At 62.6% G+C, this 18855-nt stretch carries 13 protein-coding genes; 5 read left to right on the forward strand and 8 right to left on the reverse strand.

Features of this window, described 5'->3' with window-relative positions; genetic code table 11:
• Positions 1-225 precede the first annotated feature (225 nt).
• The 3 genes from P0D84_RS08045 to P0D84_RS08055 are packed head-to-tail and all read right to left on the reverse strand — an operon-like array spanning position 226 to position 6289.
• A complete protein-coding gene (locus P0D84_RS08045) occupies positions 226-1716 on the reverse strand; it encodes an efflux transporter outer membrane subunit (protein ID WP_408334562.1) in 1491 nt (496 codons plus the stop codon).
• 27 nt (positions 1717-1743) lie between these two features.
• Positions 1744-3024, reverse strand: coding sequence for an efflux RND transporter periplasmic adaptor subunit (locus P0D84_RS08050; RefSeq protein ID WP_408334565.1), 1281 nt, complete (start codon positions 3022-3024; stop codon positions 1744-1746).
• A gap of 19 nt (positions 3025-3043) precedes the next feature.
• Positions 3044-6289 (reverse strand): efflux RND transporter permease subunit, encoded by a 3246-nt coding sequence (locus tag P0D84_RS08055; protein ID WP_408334569.1) that lies wholly within the window; start codon positions 6287-6289, stop codon positions 3044-3046.
• Between the two features lie 272 nt (positions 6290-6561).
• On the opposite strand from P0D84_RS08055, the gene P0D84_RS08060 reads away from it, so the two are divergent.
• A complete protein-coding gene (locus P0D84_RS08060) occupies positions 6562-6849 on the forward strand; it encodes a DUF4148 domain-containing protein (protein WP_408334572.1) in 288 nt (95 codons plus the stop codon).
• Between the two features lie 317 nt (positions 6850-7166).
• Positions 7167-8069 (forward strand): LysR substrate-binding domain-containing protein, encoded by a 903-nt coding sequence (locus P0D84_RS08065; RefSeq protein WP_408334575.1) that lies wholly within the window; start codon positions 7167-7169, stop codon positions 8067-8069.
• A 38-nt stretch (positions 8070-8107) separates the two neighbouring features.
• Here the strand turns inward: P0D84_RS08065 and P0D84_RS08070 are convergent, their stop codons facing one another.
• Positions 8108-9034: a LysR family transcriptional regulator gene (locus tag P0D84_RS08070; protein WP_408334578.1), complete on the reverse strand. Its 927-nt coding sequence runs from the start codon at positions 9032-9034 to the stop codon at positions 8108-8110.
• 178 nt (positions 9035-9212) lie between these two features.
• Here P0D84_RS08070 and gbd point away from each other — a divergent pair, with 178 nt between their 5' ends.
• Together gbd and P0D84_RS08080 are read left to right on the forward strand one after the other, a co-directional pair.
• Positions 9213-10352, forward strand: a complete 1140-nt coding sequence (gene gbd, locus P0D84_RS08075) for a 4-hydroxybutyrate dehydrogenase (RefSeq protein ID WP_408334581.1) — start codon at positions 9213-9215, stop codon at positions 10350-10352.
• A 140-nt stretch (positions 10353-10492) separates the two neighbouring features.
• Positions 10493-12073, forward strand: coding sequence for an aldehyde dehydrogenase (NADP(+)) (locus P0D84_RS08080; RefSeq protein WP_408334584.1), 1581 nt, complete (start codon positions 10493-10495; stop codon positions 12071-12073).
• 96 nt (positions 12074-12169) lie between these two features.
• Here P0D84_RS08080 and P0D84_RS08085 read toward each other — a convergent pair whose 3' ends face one another.
• The 3 genes from P0D84_RS08085 to P0D84_RS08095 form a co-directional block, all read right to left on the reverse strand.
• Positions 12170-13444 carry an MFS transporter gene (locus P0D84_RS08085; protein WP_408334587.1) on the reverse strand — a complete coding sequence of 425 codons (1275 nt, stop codon included), beginning with the start codon at positions 13442-13444 and terminating at the stop codon, positions 12170-12172.
• A 66-nt stretch (positions 13445-13510) separates the two neighbouring features.
• Positions 13511-15232 (reverse strand): ubiquinone-dependent pyruvate dehydrogenase, encoded by a 1722-nt coding sequence (gene poxB / locus P0D84_RS08090; RefSeq protein ID WP_408334590.1) that lies wholly within the window; start codon positions 15230-15232, stop codon positions 13511-13513.
• A 389-nt stretch (positions 15233-15621) separates the two neighbouring features.
• Positions 15622-15975 carry a DUF3331 domain-containing protein gene (locus P0D84_RS08095; RefSeq protein ID WP_408334593.1) on the reverse strand — a complete coding sequence of 118 codons (354 nt, stop codon included), beginning with the start codon at positions 15973-15975 and terminating at the stop codon, positions 15622-15624.
• A 512-nt stretch (positions 15976-16487) separates the two neighbouring features.
• On the opposite strand from P0D84_RS08095, the gene P0D84_RS08100 reads away from it, so the two are divergent.
• On the forward strand, positions 16488-17129 hold the full coding sequence (locus P0D84_RS08100) for a response regulator transcription factor (protein WP_408334596.1): 642 nt from the start codon (positions 16488-16490) through the stop codon (positions 17127-17129).
• On the opposite strand, the gene P0D84_RS08105 is transcribed toward P0D84_RS08100, so the two are convergent.
• Positions 17104-18519 (reverse strand): sensor histidine kinase, encoded by a 1416-nt coding sequence (locus P0D84_RS08105; protein WP_408334599.1) that lies wholly within the window; start codon positions 18517-18519, stop codon positions 17104-17106. The genes P0D84_RS08100 and P0D84_RS08105 overlap by 26 nt on opposite strands.
• Between the last annotated feature and the right edge of the window lie 336 nt (positions 18520-18855).

The raw sequence follows: 18855 nt of genomic DNA on the forward strand, positions 1-18855 counted from the left end.
AGCCGCCGCATCAACCACCGTTGGGCTTCGCGGCAACCGCCGCAGCCGCCACATCAGCCGCCGTTGGGCTTCGCGGCAACCGCCGCAGCCGCCACATCAACCGCCGTTGGGCTTCGGGGCAACCGCCGACGCCGCCACATCAGCCGCCGTGGGGCTTCGCGGCAACCGCCGAAGCCGCCACATCAGCCGCCGTTGGGCTTCGCGGCAACGGCCGCAGCCGCCACATCAACCGCCGCCGGGCTTCGCGGCAACCGCCGAAGCCGCCACATCAGCCGCCGTTGCGCTCGTGCCAACGTCATGCCACGTGCCGCCCAATGCCTTCATCAACAACACGCTCGATTCCAGCCGGCGCGCGGCAATCTGATCCGCGGTGCGCTCGTTCGTCAACGCGATCGTCTGCGCGGTCACCACGTCGAGATAGCTGACCGCGCCTGCATTGAAACGATTGGTCGTAAGGCGCAGCGACAGATCGGCGGCGCTGGTCGCGCGCTGCTGGCTGGCGGCTTCGTCCGCGAGCGAATTCAGCGCCGAGAGGTTGTCCTCGACCTGCTGAAACGCCACCAGCACCGACTGCCGGTAATCGGCGACCGTGCCGTCGTATTGCGCGGTCGCGCCGTGCAGCGTGGCGCTGCGCTGGCCGCCGTCGAACAGCGTGCCGACGAGTTGCGACCCGATCGACCAGAACAGGCTCGGCGCGCTCAGCCACGGCGCGAAGAAGCTGCTTTCCAGCCCCGCGCTCGCCGACAACATCAGATCGGGGAAGAACGCCGCATGCGCCACGCCGATCTGCGCATTCGCCGCCGCCACGCGCCGTTCGGCAGCGGCGATATCGGGCCGCCGTTCGAGCAGTTGCGAGGGCACGCCGACCGGAATGGCCGGGGGCGCCACCGCCGAGCCGTTCGGCGACAGGGCAAAGGTCGAAGCCGGTTCGCCGATCAGGGTCGCGATCGCGTGCTGCATCTGCGCGCGGGTCACGTCGATGTCGGTGTCCTGCGTGCGTGTCGCTTCGAGCTGCGTGGTGGCCTGAGCGACCGCGGAAGCGTCGATCGCGCCGTTCTTCAGCTGCTGCTGGAGCAGATTCAATGCATCGGCGTAGGCATGCACGCTGTCGTCGAGCAGCTTTTTCTGCGTGTCCAGCGAGCGCAGCGCGAAATAGTCGACGGCGAGATCTGAGCTCATCGACAGACGCACCGCTTCGAGGTCCGCCGCGCTGGCATCGGCATTGGCTTGCGCGCCCGCGACGCTGTCGCGCACGCGGCCGAACAGATCGGGCTCCCAGCTCGCCGACACGCCCGCCGAATAGTCGGGGATGGTCTTGCCCGCGAGCGAGCGTCCCACGATGTTCTGCGAGGTCCGGAAGCGCTCCTGCGCGGCGCCGGCGGTGATGGTCGGGAAAAATCCCGCGTGCTGATAGTCGACCATCGAGCGCGCCTGCTGGACTTGCGCGACGGCCTTGCGCACGGTCTGGTTCGAGACGTCGATGCGCGCTTCGAGCTGATCGAGCACGGGATCGCCGAAGATCGTCCACCAGGGCCCGCGCGGCGCGGCGTCGGCGGGCGCCGCCTGCGCCCAGCCGGGCGTGGCGCCCGCGAATTGCGCGGGCACCCCGGCAGTGGGCCGCTGGTAAGCGGGGAGCGTCGAGCAGGCGGCCAGCGCGCCGGTCAGCGCCACGGCCAGCGAGCGCCGCAGCAACGGGCAAGTAAAGGTAAAAGACATGGCAAACATCCTTACGATGACGGGCGCTCAGCTATGCGTGGCCGGCGCGATCTGCACGGCCTGTCCCGCATTCAGCGAATCGCCCGGGTTGTCGATCACGCGATCCGTAGCCGCCAGCCCGGTGGTGATTTCCACATGGGTGCCGAAATCGCGGCCGATGTGGACGGTCTTCAGCGCCACCTTGCCGTTGCCGTCCACCACCGCGGCCGTCACGCCATCCGGGCGAAACAGCAGCGTGCTGACCGGCAAATCGAGCGCGGGCGTCGACGATTGCAACGCCAGATGCACCTGCACATAGGCGCCCGGCATCAACGCGCCGTCCTTGTTGTCGACGTCCACCTCGACGCGCAACGTGCGGCTCGCCGGATCGATCGAGCCGGTGCTGCGCGCCACCCGCCCGGCAATGTGACGGCCGGGATACTGCTGGGCAGTCAGATAGACGGCGGTGTCCGGCGTGACATACGGCGCGTCGTTCTGCGGCACGTCCACGAAGACCCGCAGAATGCCGTTCTGCTGGATATGAAACAGCTCGCCCGACATGCCGGCGGTGCCGGGCGTGCCGCCCGCCGTCACCAGCGCGCCGACATCGACGTGGCGGGCGGTGATCACGCCGTCGAACGGCGCGGTGATTTTTTCGTACGAGACCAGTTCGGCCAGATGTGCGACGTTCGCCTGCGCGGACGCCAGCATCGCGCGGCGCGCTTCCATGTCGCTCGTTTTCGTATCGGCGTCCTGCTGCGCGACCGACTGCGTTTTCAACATGTCCTGCCAGCGCTGCGCGGTGGTCTTCGCGTAGTCGTAGTTGGCCTGCGCGGTGCTTTCGTCGGCGCGGGCCTGGCGCAGTTGCGCGTCGAGGTCGGGGGCGTCGATCGTCGCGAGCGTCTGGCCGCTTTTGACCTGGGCGCCGATATCGCTCGTCCAGTGGGCCAGATAGCCGCTTGTGCGCGCGTAGATCGACGCTTCCGCGAACGGCGTGACCGCGCCGGGCAACAGCAACTCGTTCGAGGACGGCGCGGGACGCGGCATGACAACCGCTACGCTGAGCGCGCTTTGCGCCTGGGTCTGTTGCGTCAGTGCGGCGCTCGCGGAGACACGCGGCAGGATGCCGGCGAGCAGCAAGGCGGCCGCAAGGCCGGTCAGGGCGAGTGGCCACAGGCGCCGGCGCGGTGTCGGGTGCGCGGCCGCCGCGGGCGCCTGCGCCGCGCTTTTCGCGGCATTTCCCGCGGCATGTTCCACGTTACGGTCAGCGCGCTTCGCGGACTTCCCGGCGCGATCGTCGAGTTCGGGCGGAAGAGATGAATCGTTCATGAGGAGGCTCTCGTCGGAATCAATGGGTGCGGGCGGCAAGGTCGGCTTCCTGGGTGCTCTGCCGGGCGGCGCGGCGTTTGTCCAGCCACGCATGCACCATCCCGTAGACGACCGGCACGAACAGCAGCGTGGAGACCGTGCCGAGTGCGAGCCCGCCGATCACCGCGCGGCCGAGCGGCGCGTTCTGTTCGCCGCCGTCGCCGAGGCCGAGCGCCATGGGCAGCATGCCGATCAGCATCGCCAGCGCGGTCATCAAGACGGGGCGGAAGCGGCTGAAGCCCGCTTCCAGCGCCGCCTGCAGGGGCGGCTTGCCGCCGTGGTGCAGTTCGCGCGCGGTGTTGATCACGAGAATGCTGTTGGCCGTGGCGATGCCGATACACAGAATGGTGCCGGTGAGCGCCGGCACGCTCAGCCGGGTACCGGTGCTGAACAGCATCCACGCGATGCCCGCGAGCGAGCCCGGCAAGCCGCTGATCGTGATGAACGGATCGAGCCACGACTGGAAATTGATGACCATCAGCAGATAGACGAGGGCGATCGCGAACACCATGCCGCTGGCGAGACCGGCGAACGAGTCGTGCATCGCCTGCACCTGGCCGCGTACGACGATCGACGCGCCCGGTGGCAATTGCGGCCGGATCTGGTCGACCAGACGGTTCACGTCGGCGGCCACGCCGCCGAGGTCGCGGCCTTGCGCCGAGGCGAAAATGTCGAGTACGGGTTGCACGTTGTAGTGCGAGACGACGGCTTGCTGAGTGCCGCGCGACAGCGTGCCCAGCGCGCCGAGCAGGTTCTGCGGAGCAGCGCCGGCGCCATTGGCAAAAGCGGCCGCGCTACTTGCAGCAGAACCCGCGCTGCCGCTTGGCGCCACAGGAATATTGGCCAGCGCCTGCAGCGAGTCGATGTCGTACTGCGGCATCATCGCCATCAGCGGATAGCTGACGCCGTTCTTCGGATCGAGCCAGAAATTCGGTGTGGTCTGCGAGCTGCCGGACAGCGCGATCAGCAGATTCTGCGACACGTCGCGTTGCAGCAAGCCAGCCTGGATTGCGCGTGTGCGGTCCACGTTGACGTTGATCGCCGGCTCGTCGCCCGGCTGCTGGATGCGCGCGTCGACGAGGCCGCGCACGCCGCGTAGTTGCGCGAGCAGGCGGTTCGCCACCACGCGGTTGGCAGCGAGCTTATTGCCGACGATCTGGATATCGATCGGTGCGGGCAGGCCGAAATTCAGAATCTGGCTGACGATGTCGGCCGGCAGGAAGGCGAAGCTCACGCCCGGGAAATCCTTGGCGAGCGTCGTGCGCAGGGTCGCGACATAGGCCGCGGTCGGCTTGTGTTTTGCCGCGAGCGTGATCATCACGTCGGCGTCTTCGGGGCCAATCGGGTCCGACGAATCGTAGGTGAGGTTGATGCCGCTCACCGGCACGCCGATGTTGTCGAGCATCGCGGACAACTCCTGTTTGGGAATCACGCTGCGCACGCGGGCTTCGACTTCATCGGTGAGGCTGGCGGTATCTTCGATCCGTGTACCGGTAGGGGCGCGCAGATGCAGCCGGATTTCGCCGGTATCGACAGCGGGAAAGAAGTCGCGTCCGGCAAACGGCACGAGCGCGAGCGAGCCGATGCACAGCAGCAGGAAGATCGCGACGAAGCGGCGCGGGCGGGTGATCCCCGCGGCGAGCACGCCGCGGTAGCGTTCGCGCAGCAATTCAAAACGATGCTCGAAGCCAGCCTGAAAACGTACGAGACGCGCGATCGGTCCGTTGCCCGTCACCGGCGCATTGCCGCGCGGCCGCATCAGGTACATGGCGAGCGTCGGGATCAACGTGCGCGAGAAGAAATACGAGGCGATCATCGCGAACACCACCGCTTCGGCGAGCGGCACGAACAGATAGCGCGCGACACCGGAAAGCAGGAACATCGGCACGAACACGATGCAGATCGACAGCGTCGACACGAAGGTCGGCACGGCGATTTCTCCCGAACCGTTCAGGATCGCGTCATGCAGCGGCTCGCCATTCTCCAGATGATGCGTGATGTTTTCGATCGCGACGGTGGCATCGTCGACGAGAATCCCGACGGCGAGCGCGAGGCCTCCGAGCGTCATGATGTTGATGGTCTGGCCGAGGGCGGCCAGCGCGATCAGCGAGGTCAGCACCGCGAGCGGAATCGAAACAGCGATGATCAGCGTGGCGCGCCAGCTGCCGAGAAACAACAAAATCATCAACGCGGTCAGGCAGGCGGCGATCAGCGCTTCGCGCGCGACGCCGACCACCGCGGATTTGACGAACACCGACTGGTCGGCTAGCGCCGTGATATGCAACGCGCTCGGCAAGCCGGCCGCGATATGCGGCAGCATCGCCTTGACCTGCTGGATGATCGTCAGCGTCGACGTGCTGCCGGATTTCTCGATGGTCAGCAGTGCCGCGCGCTTGCCGTCGCTGCGCACGATGTTGGTTTGCGGCGCATAGCCGTCGCGCACATGGGCCACATCGCGCACATACACCACGCCACCGGCCACCGTCTTGATCGGCAGGTCGTTCAGCGCGGCGACCGTGTCCGTGCTGCCGTTCATCTGCACGTTGTATTCCTTCGTGCCGATCTTGGCCGTCCCGCCCGGCAGGATCAGATTCTGCGCGTTCACGGCGTTGACCACGTCGAGCGGTGCGAGGCCCTTGGCCTGCAATGCACGCGGGTCGATATCGACCATGATCTGGCGGACCTTGCCGCCGAACGGCAGGGGCACCGAAGCGCCTTGCACCGTTGCCAGTTGCGTGCGGATCTGGCTGTTGCCGAGGTCGTAGAGCTGCTGTTCGGACAAGGTGTCGCTGGAGAGCCCCAACTGCAGGATCGGCACCGTCGACGCGTTGTACGTGATGATGTTCGGCGGCAGCGTGCCGGGCGGCAGCACCCGCAGGATCGACGCCGAATTGGACGCGGCCTCGGCGATCGCGCGATTGATGTCCGCACCCTGATGGAAAAAGATCTTCACCACTGAAACGCCGTTCAGCGATTGCGACTCGATGTGCTCGATATCGTCGACGTCGGAAGTCAGCGCGCGCTCGTAATTCGACGTGATGCGGTTCGCCATGTCCTGCGCGGAGAAGCCGTTATACGACCAGACGATGCTGACCACCGGAATGTTGATGTTCGGAAAGATATCGGTCGGCGTGCGCAGTATCGCAAGCGGGCCGATGATAAAGATCAGCACGGCGAGGACCACGAATGTGTAGGGCCGGCGCAGCGCGAGCTTGACGATCCACATGACGGTTTCCTGAAAAGAGGCAGATGGAAGCGCCCGTCTTTTCAATGCAACGGACGGCGCATGGCATGCGCTTCATGAGTCAGGAGTGTGATGGCCGGGGGCTTACGGGCTACGGTCCGATAAATTACAAGTCTGTTATCTGGAGTTCTTTTATCGCTTGCATGCGGTTAACAGAACCGTAATCTGCGGGTCAGTGCGCCGACAGGTGAAATGACAAGAATGTGAAGCGTGGTTCAGGCCACTCATTTCTTGCACACCATCGGAGAGACATCATGAAACTGCTTACCGCTTTTGCCGTTACCGCCCTCAGCCTGTCGTTCGGCAGCGCCGCCTTTGCGCAATCCAATCCGTCGGGGCTGACGCATGCGGAAGTCATGGCACAACTGCAACAGGCCCAGGCCGAAGGACTGGTTCCGTCCCGCAACAGCGACTATCCGCCGTCGGACGCCACGATCGCCCGCAATCGCGAGATCTACGCGATCCAGCACCACACGGACGAGGCAGGGGCGATGAAAACCGCGGCTATGCCGGCCGCTCACACGGACTCGGTGTCGAATTGATGCGCGGTTGGTTCCATGCGCCGCAGCGTTGTCGTTTGAGTTGAAGCTGTCTATCCGCTTCAACTCAAACCAGCGGTCCAATCCGTCGGGGCATCGAACGGGTTCACTGCACTGTCCTGGCCTTTCAGACGGAAAGTGCCCAGACAAAAAGCTCGAACGTTGCGAGTGGGAACAGGAAAGGACCTCAGTAGCAATCTCGGTGAGGGTCGCGTCGGGACTCTGGTGCCTGGCTTCGATCAACACAGAGCAAAGTGTGCCCCTTTACTTTTGACCAAAGGCCGGTCTATAAAGGGAAATGTTTTGACTTAAAATCAAAAATGAAAATCACACTGGATGAGTTGCAGGCCTTCGTGGCGGTTGTCGACACAGGATCCATCACCGCAGCCGCGCAGCAACTCGATCTAGCCATTTCGGCGGTGAGCCGCACGTTGGGAAGGCTTGAGGACAAGCTTAAAACCACGCTGCTGCGTCGCACCACGCGCCGTCTGGAATTGACGGAAGAAGGGCGGGCGTTTCTGCAAGACGCGCGGGCCATCATTGCCTCGGTGGAAGGGGCGGAGGAACAGATGGCCGCTCGTCGCGAACGGCCGTCGGGACGGTTACGAGTCGACGCGGCCACGCCGTTCATGCTGCACGTGATCGTGCCGCTCGTGCAGGGCTACCGCGAACGCTATCCGCACGTGGAGCTGGAGTTCAATAGCAATGAAGGGATCATCGACCTGCTGGAGCGGCGTACCGATGTGGCCATCCGGATCGGCCGGTTGAAGGATTCGACGTTACATGGCAAACCAATTGGCAGCAGCCGTCTGCGTATCCTCGCAAGCCCGGAATATCTGAAATCGCACGGCCTCCCCAAACGGGTCGACGAACTGGCGAAGCGTTCGCTGCTGGGATTCAATCAGCCCGAATCGCTCAACGTCTGGCCCATACTCGGGGCGGACAACGAGCCGTATCGCATTGCGCCCACTATCTCGTCGTCGAGCGGCGAGACGCTGCGACAGCTTGCGCTGGCGGGCGCCGGCATCGTGTGTCTGTCTGACTTCATGACCGCGCGCGACCGTCGCGAAGGCACGCTTGTGCAGCTTTTCCCGCGTCAGACGCAGGACGTCCAGCAACCGATCAACGCGGTCTACTATCGCAATACGGCGATTTCGTCGCGGATTGCATCCTTCGTCGACTATCTGATCGAGGCGGCTCGCGGGACGGACATCGAGCGTTGAGCTGTGCAGACGGTCTGATCCGATCGCGTCCAAAACCGTTACGTCAAATGGCCCATGATCTCCTCGATCAGGTGGCGTGCGCCTGGTGTGAGCGGCGCGCCCTTGCGCGTAACGAGCTCATACGGCTCACTACGTGAAGACAATTGCAGCGGCAGAATTCGCGTGATGCCGTGACGGGTAAAGAACTGCGCAACGTCGATCGAGACCAGCGCGACGAAGGTCGGATTGCTTTGCAGCAACGAGAGGGTCGCGAACGCCGAAGTCGTCTCGAGCAGGTGCAGCGGAAATCTGATCTCCGCCTCGCGGAATTCGCGTTCGAGCAGCATGCGCATGGGCATATTGGCCCGATAAACCACCCACCTGAAGTCGGCTAGATCTTTAAGTGCGAGTTCCCTTACGCCGCACAAGGGATGTTGCACGTTGGCGATGACCGCCAATGTCTCGTCCTGAACCTTCGTGCTCTCGTATAGATAGGGGGTCTGACTGATCGTGGTCCGGCATACGGCCAGATCGAGGCGTCCCGCGTCGATGAGATTGAGAAGCGTCGCGCTGGTGTCCTCGACGATCTCGACGGACATCTCGGGGTGTTTGGCTACCAGGGCACTGATCGCTTCGGTCAGTCGCGGGACCGCGCCCATGATGACGCCCACCGCAACTCTTCCTCCGTGCCCACGCATGATCCCGACAATCTCCTCGCGCAGATGGGCGAGATCGGTATGGATCAAGCGGGCATAGCGGATCACACAATTGCCGACCGCATTCGGCTCGAGTCCACGATTCGTGCGATTGAAAAGCGGCGTTCCGAAGGTGGTCTCGATTTCCTGTAACGCTTTGCTGGCGCCGGGTTGGGTAAGTGCCACCTGTTTGGCGGCATTGAGGAGCGAGCCCTGGTCGCCAAGCGCGATGAGCAGCCGCAGCTGTTTGAGGTGCAGCCGGGAGACGATGGAGTTAAGCGAAGGTGTCATTCAGGGTTGAGTAAAAGTTATAGCGATATCAAATGTTCTCAATTTCTCAGAAACGGTCTGTTGCTTATACTGCTTCACGAAGTCCCTATTTAACAAGGGAACGCTCTAACGTAAACCCGGGGCGTAGCCGGTGAACGGCACTGAGGGGATATCCTTACTATAACTGCAGGTCATCGCCATGTCGCTTATCAATTACGTCACCCAGATTCAGTTCGACTTTGGCGCGATTCGCCTGTTGAAAAGCGAGTGCGAACGAATTGGCATACACCGCCCCTTGATCGTGACCGACCGGGGAGTCAGGCATGCTGGAATCGTCGACAGCGTGCTGGAGGCGCTAGGAAGTGGTCCGGATGTTCCTGTCTACGACCGTACTCCGCCCAATCCGAATGAAAGCGCCATACGTGATGCGGTGGAGGAATTCAGGAAACAGGGCTGTGACGGAATCATTGCCGTCGGCGGCGGTTCCTCGATCGATCTCGCGAAAGGCGTCGCCGTCTGTGCGACGCATAGCGGCCCCCTGCAGAGCTTCGCCGTGATCGAAGGCGGGGCGGCGCGCATCACGTCGGCCACCGCACCCGTCATCGCGATTCCGACTACGGCGGGCACCGGCAGCGAGGTGGGCAGAGGCGCGATTCTGATTCTGGATGATGGCCGCAAAGTGGGCGTCATCTCGCCGTTCGTCGTGCCGAAGTCGGCGATCTGCGACCCGCAACTGACGATGAAACTGCCGCCTGCGCTGACTGCCGCCACCGGCATGGACGCGATCGCTCACTGCCTCGAAACGTTCATGTCGCCCGCGTTCAATCCCGCGGCCGACGGTATCGCGCTCGATGGGTTGTGGCGCGCCTGGCGTCACATCGAACGTGCGACTGCGCACCCGGACGACCGCGTGGCGCGGCTGAATATGATGAGCGCCTCGATGGAGGGCGCGCTGGCGTTCCAGAAAGGCCTGGGCTGCGTACACAGCTTGAGCCATGCGTTGGGCGGCATCGATCCTCGGCTGCACCACGGCACGCTGAACGCGATTTTCCTGCCGGCGGTGATCGAATTTAATCGTGAGGCGCCGAGCATGCGTGAAGAGGGAAAACTCGCGCGCATTGCGCAGGCAATGGCTATCGATAATGCGGCGGAGGTCGGCCCGTCAGTCAAAGCCCTCACCAGCCGGCTGGGATTGCCGACCGGTTTAGCCGAGGTGGGTGTGACGCGCGAGATGTTCCCCAGCATCATCAAGGGCGCGCTGAAGGATCATAGCCACAAGACCAATCCGCGTATCGCATCGGAGGAGGACTATCAGATGATGCTCGAGGCGTCGCTATAGGTATCAGTGAATATCACTGGATCGAAACGCCGCGCCGCAAGGTGTGAAACTGTTCGGTCCCGTATCGCGGTAACGGGCGTGCTCAGAAGCGGAAAGCTGAAGCTTCAGATCGCCGCACACAACCTGATGGAGATTTTCAAATGCAAATTACTGGCGAGATGCTAATAGGCGCGCGTGCGGTTCGCGGCAGTGCGGCGGTATTGCGCGCTTTCGATCCTGCTCGCGGAATCGAAATAGAACCGCCGTTCGGCGGCGGTGACCGTGCCGATGTCGAGTTGGCTTGCAGCCTGGCGGGCAAGGCGTTCGACGCATACCGGAACATTCCGCTGGAGACGCGGGCGAAGTTTCTCGAGGCCATTGCGGACAATATCCTCGAGATCGGCGAGGTGCTGATCGAACGCACCCATGTTGAAACCGGACTGCCCAAGGCACGGATCGAAGGAGAGCGCGGCCGGACCGTTGGCCAGTTGAGACTCTTTGCCGCGCTGGTGCGAGAGGGGCGTTGGCTCAGTGCGACGCTTGATTCGCCGCTGCCGGAGCGCAAGCCGCTGCCACGCCCGGATCTTCGTCTGCAGAAGATTCCAGTGGGACCGGTCGCGGTATTTGGCGCAAGCAACTTCCCGCTGGCCTTTTCGGTTGCGGGCGGCGACACGGTCTCGGCGCTCGCGGCAGGGTGTCCGGTAGTCGTCAAGGCTCACGGTGCGCATCTCGGTACGTCGGAACTCGTTGGACGGGCGATTCAGCGTGCGGTTAGCGACAACGGACTTCCCGAAGGCGTGTTTTCGCTGCTGTTCGGCGGCGGAAACGAAATCGGTGAGGCGCTCGTTGCGCATCCGGCGATCAAGGCCGTCGGCTTCACCGGATCGCGGCGCGGAGGGTTGGCGTTGGTCGATATTGCGTCGAAGCGTCGGGAGCCTATTCCCGTGTTCGCCGAGATGAGTAGCATCAATCCTTTCTTTGTGCTGCCGGGCGCACTCGAGAAACGTTCAGATGCGATGGCGAGCGCATTGGCTGATTCGATCGCACTCGGCGTCGGCCAGTTCTGCACGAATCCCGGCCTCGTGATTCTGCTCGACAGTCCACCGGCGCGCGTATTTGTCGAATCGTTGTCCGTGGCGCTGGCGAAGAAGGAAGAACAGACCATGCTCACGCCAGGCATTTCAGCCGCCTACCGATCCGCGATCGAGCGGCGCAGCGGGACAAGCGGTGTTCAAGACCTGGCGCGAGGTGTGCAGACCAATGTCTCGTGCCCGGCACGCCCCGTATTGTTCGCGACTAGCGCCGCCGGTTTCCTCGCCAACGCTGAGCTTGAGGAAGAGATCTTTGGACCGACGTCACTCGTTATTACGTGCGCGGATATTGACGAGATGATTGCGGTTGCGGAGCACCTCGAAGGACAGTTGACGGCGACCTTGCAACTCGAGCCACAGGACTACGAACTGGCGCGCTGGCTTTTGCCCACGCTTGAAAGGAAGGCGGGACGGATTCTCGCCAATGGCTTCCCCACGGGCGTCGAAGTATCCCACGCGATGGTCCATGGCGGTCCGTTCCCGGCGACCTCCGATTCGCGCAGCACGTCGGTTGGAACGAATGCAATTGAGCGCTTTCTGCGACCGGTCTGCTACCAGGATCTGCCGGCAGCGCTTCTTCCAGAACCGCTCCATGATGACAACGCGCTTGGACTCTGGCGGTTGCGAGACGGCGAGTTCAAGCGCGCATAGTCATGGCCGACAATGGCTAAGCGGTGTCTGTGAGCCGTTGAGTCATTCCGTATGGTGAGGCGCGTAGGCGGGGAGGGCTGGCCCGGATGGTCAGCCTCACGCGTTCGCGCGTCCGCGCGGTCCGGTCTCGCGCATGAACATGGCAAGCACCATGGCGAGCACGATGCCACCGAGCAGCCACGAGCCGGCTGCGCGGAACACCGGCAGGTTAATTGTGCCGCCTTTCGCCAGGTGGGCGAGCAGCTTGCCGTACACAGGCGTGAGCAACGCGCTGAACGTGAACACCAGGAAATTGATCGCGCCGCTGGCGCTGCCCTTCACATTGTCCGGGTTGACTTCCTTGATCACCGTGTAGGGCAGCATGGCGGCGCCTGAGCCAATGCCGAGCAGCAGCCCGAGCACGTAAGGCGGCGCCACACCGGTTGGCAGATAGAAAATGCCCGCGCCGGATGCAAGCATCAGCAGCGCGCCGGCCATCAACACCGGTTTGCGCCGGCCGAGACGGTCGGACAGGTAGCCTAACAGCGGGCAGCCGATCACCCAGCCGAGCGGCACCATGCTCGCGCGATTGACGGCCTCCGTATAGCTGGCTTCGAGACCGTTGCGCAGGAACGGAATGCCCCAGATCATGTCGCCTATCGTAGTGGGCAGGAACAGCAGGCCGGCGCAGAAGCCGCAAAGATACGACTGCGGATTGGACAGTACTTCCTTGTACGGCGCGAACATCTTCAGCCACGATCCCTGGCTGGCCGGACTGTCGTCATGACCGGCCGGCGTCACGACGAACACCAGCGCGGCGATCAGAAAGATGACGAGGCCGGACAGCCACCAGAACTGCTGCCATGTGATGAGGCCATGAATGAGCGGCGCCACGGCGAACTGACCCGCGGAGCCGCCCAGCATGCCGAAGCATTGCGTGAATCCCACTGCCGTGGCGAGCGAACGCGGGGGAAAGCCGTGCGTGGCGAGATACACCGCGCCGATGAACCCGCACGCCGAACCCGCGCCTTGCAGCAGGCGGCCGAACTGCGCGGCCTCCACGCTGCCCAGGCCGAACAGCGCCGCGCCGACGGCAACCAGAACGATGCCGGCCGGAATGACGGCCTTGCCGCCGAGCCGATCGAGCAACGCACCGCAAACGATCGAGAACAGCGCGTAGGTGTAGTAGTACAGGCCGACGAGCGCGCCGACGCCCAGCGCGTCGCGCGCGAACGCCGCACTCAGCTCCGGGATCATCACGCCCGGCGCGGAACGCAGCACGTACTGCATGAAGTAGAACGCGGCACAAAAGAGCCATGCGATGACGAAGCCAATGTGTATTTGCTCGCGGCCTGATGCCATATTTCCTGTGCTGACGACCTTGCTGGACATGGTTAGCGTTCCATTGGGTTGCTGTTCGACCGGGTACGGGCTACCGCGCGGCGCGGACGCACTGCACTAGCGGAACAGATTGACCTTTGCGAGGTCGATGAGCTGCTGGCCTCGGCCGTCCATGACGGCACGGAGCATGAACAAACCGAAGTGGTAAGCCTGGTCGGTGGTGGTCGCAGGAGGCATCACGAGCTCCTGACGTGCGCTCACCACGTCGACGAGTGCCGGACCCGGATGGGCGAATGCTTCGCTTAGCGCGCCTTCCAGCTCGGCGGGGTGCTCGACGCGTATCCCTTTGATTCCGATCGCGTTGGCCATGGCGGCGAAGTTCGGATTTTTCAGGTCACATCCCGTATCGACGAACCCGCTGGCCTTCATCTCCATTTCCACGAAGCCCAGCGTTCCATTGTTGAGCACGACGACTTTGACCGGCAAACCCGTTTGGATCAGCGTCAGGAATTCGCCCATCATCATGGTGAAGCCGCCGTCACCCGACATCGAAATGACCTGCCGGTCAGGGAAGGTGGCCTGCGCGCCGATCGAGTGCAACAGCGAGTTCGCCATCGAGCCGTGATTGAATGAACCCACCAGGCGTCGTTTGCCGTTCATCTTCAGATATCGGGCTGTCCACGCGATGGGGGTGCCGACGTCGCAGGAGAAGATCGCGTCCTCGTCCGCGAGTTCGCTGACGAGCCGGGTCACGTATTGCGGATGAATGGTGCTGCTGCCCACTTCCGGCTCCGCCAGCGCATTCAGACTCTCGCGAGCCTTGCGATAGTCGTCGAGCGCGCGATTCAGGAAGCTGCTGTCCGTGTTCTCGCGGATCAGTGGAAGCAGTTCGCCGAGCGTATCCTTGACTGTTCCCAATACGCCGAGTTCTATCGGGCATCGATTGCCGAGTGCTTCCGCCCGTGTATCGACTTGCGCGATGGTCACCTTCTCCGGGTAGAACTGTCGATAGGGGAAATCGGTGCCGAGCATCAGCAGCATGTCGCAACTCTTCATCGCGGAGTAGCCGGACGAGAAGCCGACAAGTCCCGTCATCCCGACATCGAAAGGGTTGTCGTATTCGATGTATTCCTTGCCTCGCAGCGAGTGCACGATTGGCGCTTGCAGCTTGCGGGCGAGTTCCACGACTTCGGCATGGGAATCCTTGCAACCCGCGCCACACAGCAACGTCACGCGCGACGATCCGTTCAACAGACGCGCGAGTTCCGCGACCTGGTCGTTCGCTGGACGAATCACCGGAGCGGCGGGCGCGCTCCAGTTCGGCACCGGTTTTGTAAGCGGCCCCAGTGCCACGTTTCCAGGTATGACGACCACAGCGACGCCTTTACGCGCAACGGCGGTCCGGATGGCACGGCCTAAAATCTGCGGCAGCTGGTCAGGACTGTGAACCAGTTCGACGTAGTGGCTACACTCCTTGAAGAGCACCTCGGGGTGGGTCGCCTGAAAATAGTCGATGCCGATTTCCGTGCTTGGGACATGCGCGGCGATAGCGAGTACCGGCACACCGCTGCGATGGCAGTCGAACAAGCCGTTGATGAGGTGCAGGTTGCCCGGACCGCAGCTTCCGCAGCAGACCGCGAGTTGTCCCGTGAGATGAGCCTCGGCACCGGCGGCGAAAGCCGCGCTTTCCTCGTGCCGCATATGAATCCATTCAATCGAGCCGTCCCGGCGCAGGGAGTCCGTGAAGCCATTCAGCGAATCTCCCACCACACCGAACACACGCTTCACGCCGGCATTTACCAGTGCACCAACCATGTAGTCGGCAGCTATCGTTGCCATTTCGCATCTCCGTAAATTAAAGAATTGCTTCAAATCGGATGTGCCCCGAGAGAACAGAAGAAACCTGTCCCGCGTGAGCGTGCCGCGCTTTGAGAGGGGACGATGAAGACCGGGAATTAGCGCTTTTAAACCGTGCCATCGCTCCAGGACGAAGTGTTGATGCGGTTGCCGCGAAGTGCCCAGCGGGACGCCCATTCGGCACGACGTCACATCGGGTTCCGCGGTGCCGTTACCACGCAGTAGTGACCGGATTGAACGTTTCGTTATGCGACGTTCATCAGAATAGGTGGCGGGGACTGGGACGGCTATTCCATGAATCTGCAATCCGCCCGGCGAGGCTATGGGCGCTCGACGCGGGTTGAGCGGTGTGAAGAGGGGCACCTGAGCGGTCAGGCAACGACCTCCACAGGGATAGCCTCCATGACTGTGGCCAGAATCATCGCGTCGATATTTCGCGGTGCCGGCCGGGCAGGCCGTGGTCGATAGATGGCGTCGCCTGTTGCAATAGCCTGGCCGCTCAGGGCGCACACCCCGGCCTTCCTTGCAGTGCGGCGCCGCCATACCTGTTCGCCGTAGCAGCAGGAGGTCGCGTCGCTCCACGCGACTGTTGCCGAGGTTCGTCCATGGCGCTCCAGAACCCGGATGGCGCATTTCGAAAAATCGCATTCGCCCCGCTTGGGGCGCACGCGGGCAGACACACTGGGCAACTGTATTTCGATCTCGCTCGAGAGGAGCGCCATCATGGACTGCCACGTTCTGTCTGCATCAAAGGGAGCTGGCATGATGCGGTTCCTCGATTCTCGTTAGACAAATAGGCGTTCCCGCGATTGACGTGAAGCGCAACAGAAGGCCGCATGACAACGTCGAATGACGCGTCGTGCGTGTTCCTGCCGGGTATCGGCGTCGAATTGCCGGGAAGACGACGCGCGCGATCAATGTCGGGTGATGCGACGCCAGCGGATTGCCCGCGGTCTTATGCGACGTGCCGGAGTTGAGCCACGCCTGGCCTTGTCTGGATGATAGGTGGCAGGCCCGCGGACCGCTATTACAGGAATGTGGAGTGCATCCGCCATGCGACGATGCCATTACATATTCATGTAATGCAAAACACGACTCCCCGTGCTTCCAGAAAACGATTCGGATAGCTATAATTTCTCGTCGGAAACGCCCCGCTTGAGAGGCGCATTCAGCGGGTCTATCGGAGACTGGCTGTACCGACGTTAGGAGAAGTTTTGCCTAACCACGGAGGGGTTCCATGGAATCCGCAAGCGAAATAGTCTATGTAGTCGACGACGACAGACGGGTGCGAGAAGCACTGGCTGTTCTACTGCGTGCAAACGGAAGAAACGTCCACGCATTCAACTCCGGCAGAGCGTTTCTGGACACATTGCGTCAAGACGTCGTTTCGTGCCTGATCCTCGATCTGAGAATGCCCGGCATGAGTGGCCTGGAAGTCCAGAAGCTCGTCAGTACGGACTCACGGATTCCTGTCATTTTCATTACCGGCATGGGCGATGTGCCGTCCACGGTTCTTGCCATGAAGGGCGGGGCGGTTGACTTCCTCACCAAGCCCGTCGACGAAGATGCGTTGATGCGCGCGGTCGATGCAGCCCTCGCGAGAGCCCACGTTCTGCGCAAGGCGGCGCAAGATACGGCGGCGCTTCAGGCGCTCTACGAATCGCTGACGCCGCGTGAGCAGGAGCTGTTGCCGTTACTCGCCAGCGGCCTGCTCAACAAGCAGGCAGCGGCGGTACTGGGCATTACCGAATACACCGTGCAGGTACATCGCGGCCACATAATGAGAAAAATGCAGGCGGCTTCATTCGCTACGCTGGTCAGGCAGGCAAGCAAGCTACAACTCGAAACCCGGTCTACGGCAACCTTCTCGGAAGGCTAAAGCTGAAGGTGACCCCTCGCGACACATTGCGCGCGGCCCAAATCCGACCGGCGTGTGCTTCGATGATGGACCGGCAGATTGCCAGTCCCATGCCCATCCCTGTCTCCTTGGTAGTGAAAAACGGCTCGAAGATCTTCTCGAAGTCCACTTGTCCCGTGCCGTGATCTTCCACGTCGACCACTACATTGTCCGCATCGCGGTGCGAACGGATCACTAGCAGCCTCGGTCGTTCTTCTGTTGCCGCTAATGCTTCGATTGCGTTGCGCACGAGGTTCACGATCACCTGCTGAATCTGAACCGCGTCCGCGCTGATCTTCGACACGTCTTCGCCCAGGGTTGTCTCGAGCGAAACCGCGTTGCGCTGGATGTCGTCGGCCATCAGCGTGCATACCTGAAGAATCAGCTTATTGATGTCGAGCTCGACCTTTTGCGGAGCCGTGTGTCTGAAGAGCGCGCGGATCCGGCTTACCACGTCTGCTGCGGAATTCGCGTCGCGCAGAACCTGCTCCGCCGAGTATTTGGCTTCGTCGATCCTGGGCGGCGTGGCGGAGAGCCATCGCACGCATGCGCGCCCATGCGCCACAATGGCCTGGAGCGGCTGGTTGAGTTCGTGGGCGATGGAGGCGGACAGTTCTGCAACGGCCGTGAGCCTCGATGCCTGCGCCAGCCTCTCCTGCGCATCGCGCAAGGCCTCCGACTGTTCCGCGCCGTCGTCGATGTCGACGTCGAGGCCGAAGAAGCTCATCACTTGCGTGCCGGCCGCTTCCGTACCGCGTTGCTCTCGAGCGTGATCGAGTTCAAGCCTTGACAGCAGGTCCGGGTCTTCCGATAACTGTTCGAGGAGCGCGACGAGATGGTGCCGCACGTTTTCGGAGCGGCGCGCGCCTTCCTCGATGGCGATCGCCAATCCCGCCCATCGCGGTTGCCGATAGTGTTCAGTCAAATAGGCCCGGACAATGATCTGCGCAATAAGATCGAAGTGGTCGAGGAGATACAGCGAGACGTCGGCCAGAAGCTCTTTGGCGATACGCTCGTCCAGCACGCCCAGCGCGACGTGGGTGCTCCAGATTTCTCGCAACCCCAGACGCAACGCCTGAAGGAGACTCTGTAGCGGCACGCGTTGATGCTCGCGTCTCTGGCTGATTTCCCGAAAGATTTCCATGTCCTGTGCCGATGGGGGTTGGCCCGACAACAGTGTCTCGAACCATACTTTGGCCGACAGCGCGACGGACTCGCGAACGTCCCGTTTGGCGGCCGGGGCGAGCAACCTGTATCCGTCGAGCTGAGTCAGTATCGCAAGCGTGCGTTCGACGACTAGCGTCAGATCTGCTGCGATGGACTCGGTTTTTTCCCGCAGGTGTTTGCTGATTCTTGGAACTTTGGCTAGCACGGATATCTGTCTATCACTAACGGGCGCACGCTTTCGACTGACAAGGAGCGCCGGCGTAGCGACTTTTAGGGGTACGGACCGGTTGCCGCCTGATACGCTGCAATGCGCTTCGATGCGGCGTATCATGGGGCGAAAAACCAGCCGTTCCCAGTGAGGCGCCACTGAATCGCCCGGCAGTGCCCGGCATGCACACGGCCCCTTGTCTGGTGCAGGCATGATCTCCTGGCGCGGCGCGACCTGCCATCCCCCTTACAGGGGAGAGGCTCACCCTCCCCCAATCAGGGGATGCGCTTCAACACAGGGGATGGCGGCAGGCGCGGCCACCCCAATGACACT

Origin of the sequence: Paraburkholderia sp. RL17-337-BIB-A (assembly GCF_046025895.1) — a bacterium.
GTDB classification, from domain to species: Bacteria; Pseudomonadota; Gammaproteobacteria; order Burkholderiales; family Burkholderiaceae; genus Paraburkholderia; species Paraburkholderia fungorum_C.

Excerpts from the sequence above, each read along its gene's own strand:
- gbd (WP_408334581.1), top strand. The coding sequence starts at position 9,213 with ATGTCGCTTATCAATTACGTCACCCAGATTCAGTTCGACTTTGGCGCG.
- P0D84_RS08055 (WP_408334569.1), bottom strand. The coding sequence starts at position 6,289 with ATGTGGATCGTCAAGCTCGCGCTGCGCCGGCCCTACACATTCGTGGTC.
- P0D84_RS08060 (WP_408334572.1), top strand. The coding sequence starts at position 6,562 with ATGAAACTGCTTACCGCTTTTGCCGTTACCGCCCTCAGCCTGTCGTTC.
- P0D84_RS08085 (WP_408334587.1), bottom strand. The coding sequence starts at position 13,444 with ATGTCCAGCAAGGTCGTCAGCACAGGAAATATGGCATCAGGCCGCGAG.
- P0D84_RS08095 (WP_408334593.1), bottom strand. The coding sequence starts at position 15,975 with ATGATGGCGCTCCTCTCGAGCGAGATCGAAATACAGTTGCCCAGTGTG.
- poxB (WP_408334590.1), bottom strand. The coding sequence starts at position 15,232 with ATGGCAACGATAGCTGCCGACTACATGGTTGGTGCACTGGTAAATGCC.
- P0D84_RS08070 (WP_408334578.1), bottom strand. The coding sequence starts at position 9,034 with ATGACACCTTCGCTTAACTCCATCGTCTCCCGGCTGCACCTCAAACAG.
- P0D84_RS08065 (WP_408334575.1), top strand. The coding sequence starts at position 7,167 with ATGAAAATCACACTGGATGAGTTGCAGGCCTTCGTGGCGGTTGTCGAC.
- P0D84_RS08050 (WP_408334565.1), bottom strand. The coding sequence starts at position 3,024 with ATGAACGATTCATCTCTTCCGCCCGAACTCGACGATCGCGCCGGGAAG.
- P0D84_RS08045 (WP_408334562.1), bottom strand. The coding sequence starts at position 1,716 with ATGTCTTTTACCTTTACTTGCCCGTTGCTGCGGCGCTCGCTGGCCGTG.
- P0D84_RS08100 (WP_408334596.1), top strand. The coding sequence starts at position 16,488 with ATGGAATCCGCAAGCGAAATAGTCTATGTAGTCGACGACGACAGACGG.
- P0D84_RS08080 (WP_408334584.1), top strand. The coding sequence starts at position 10,493 with ATGCAAATTACTGGCGAGATGCTAATAGGCGCGCGTGCGGTTCGCGGC.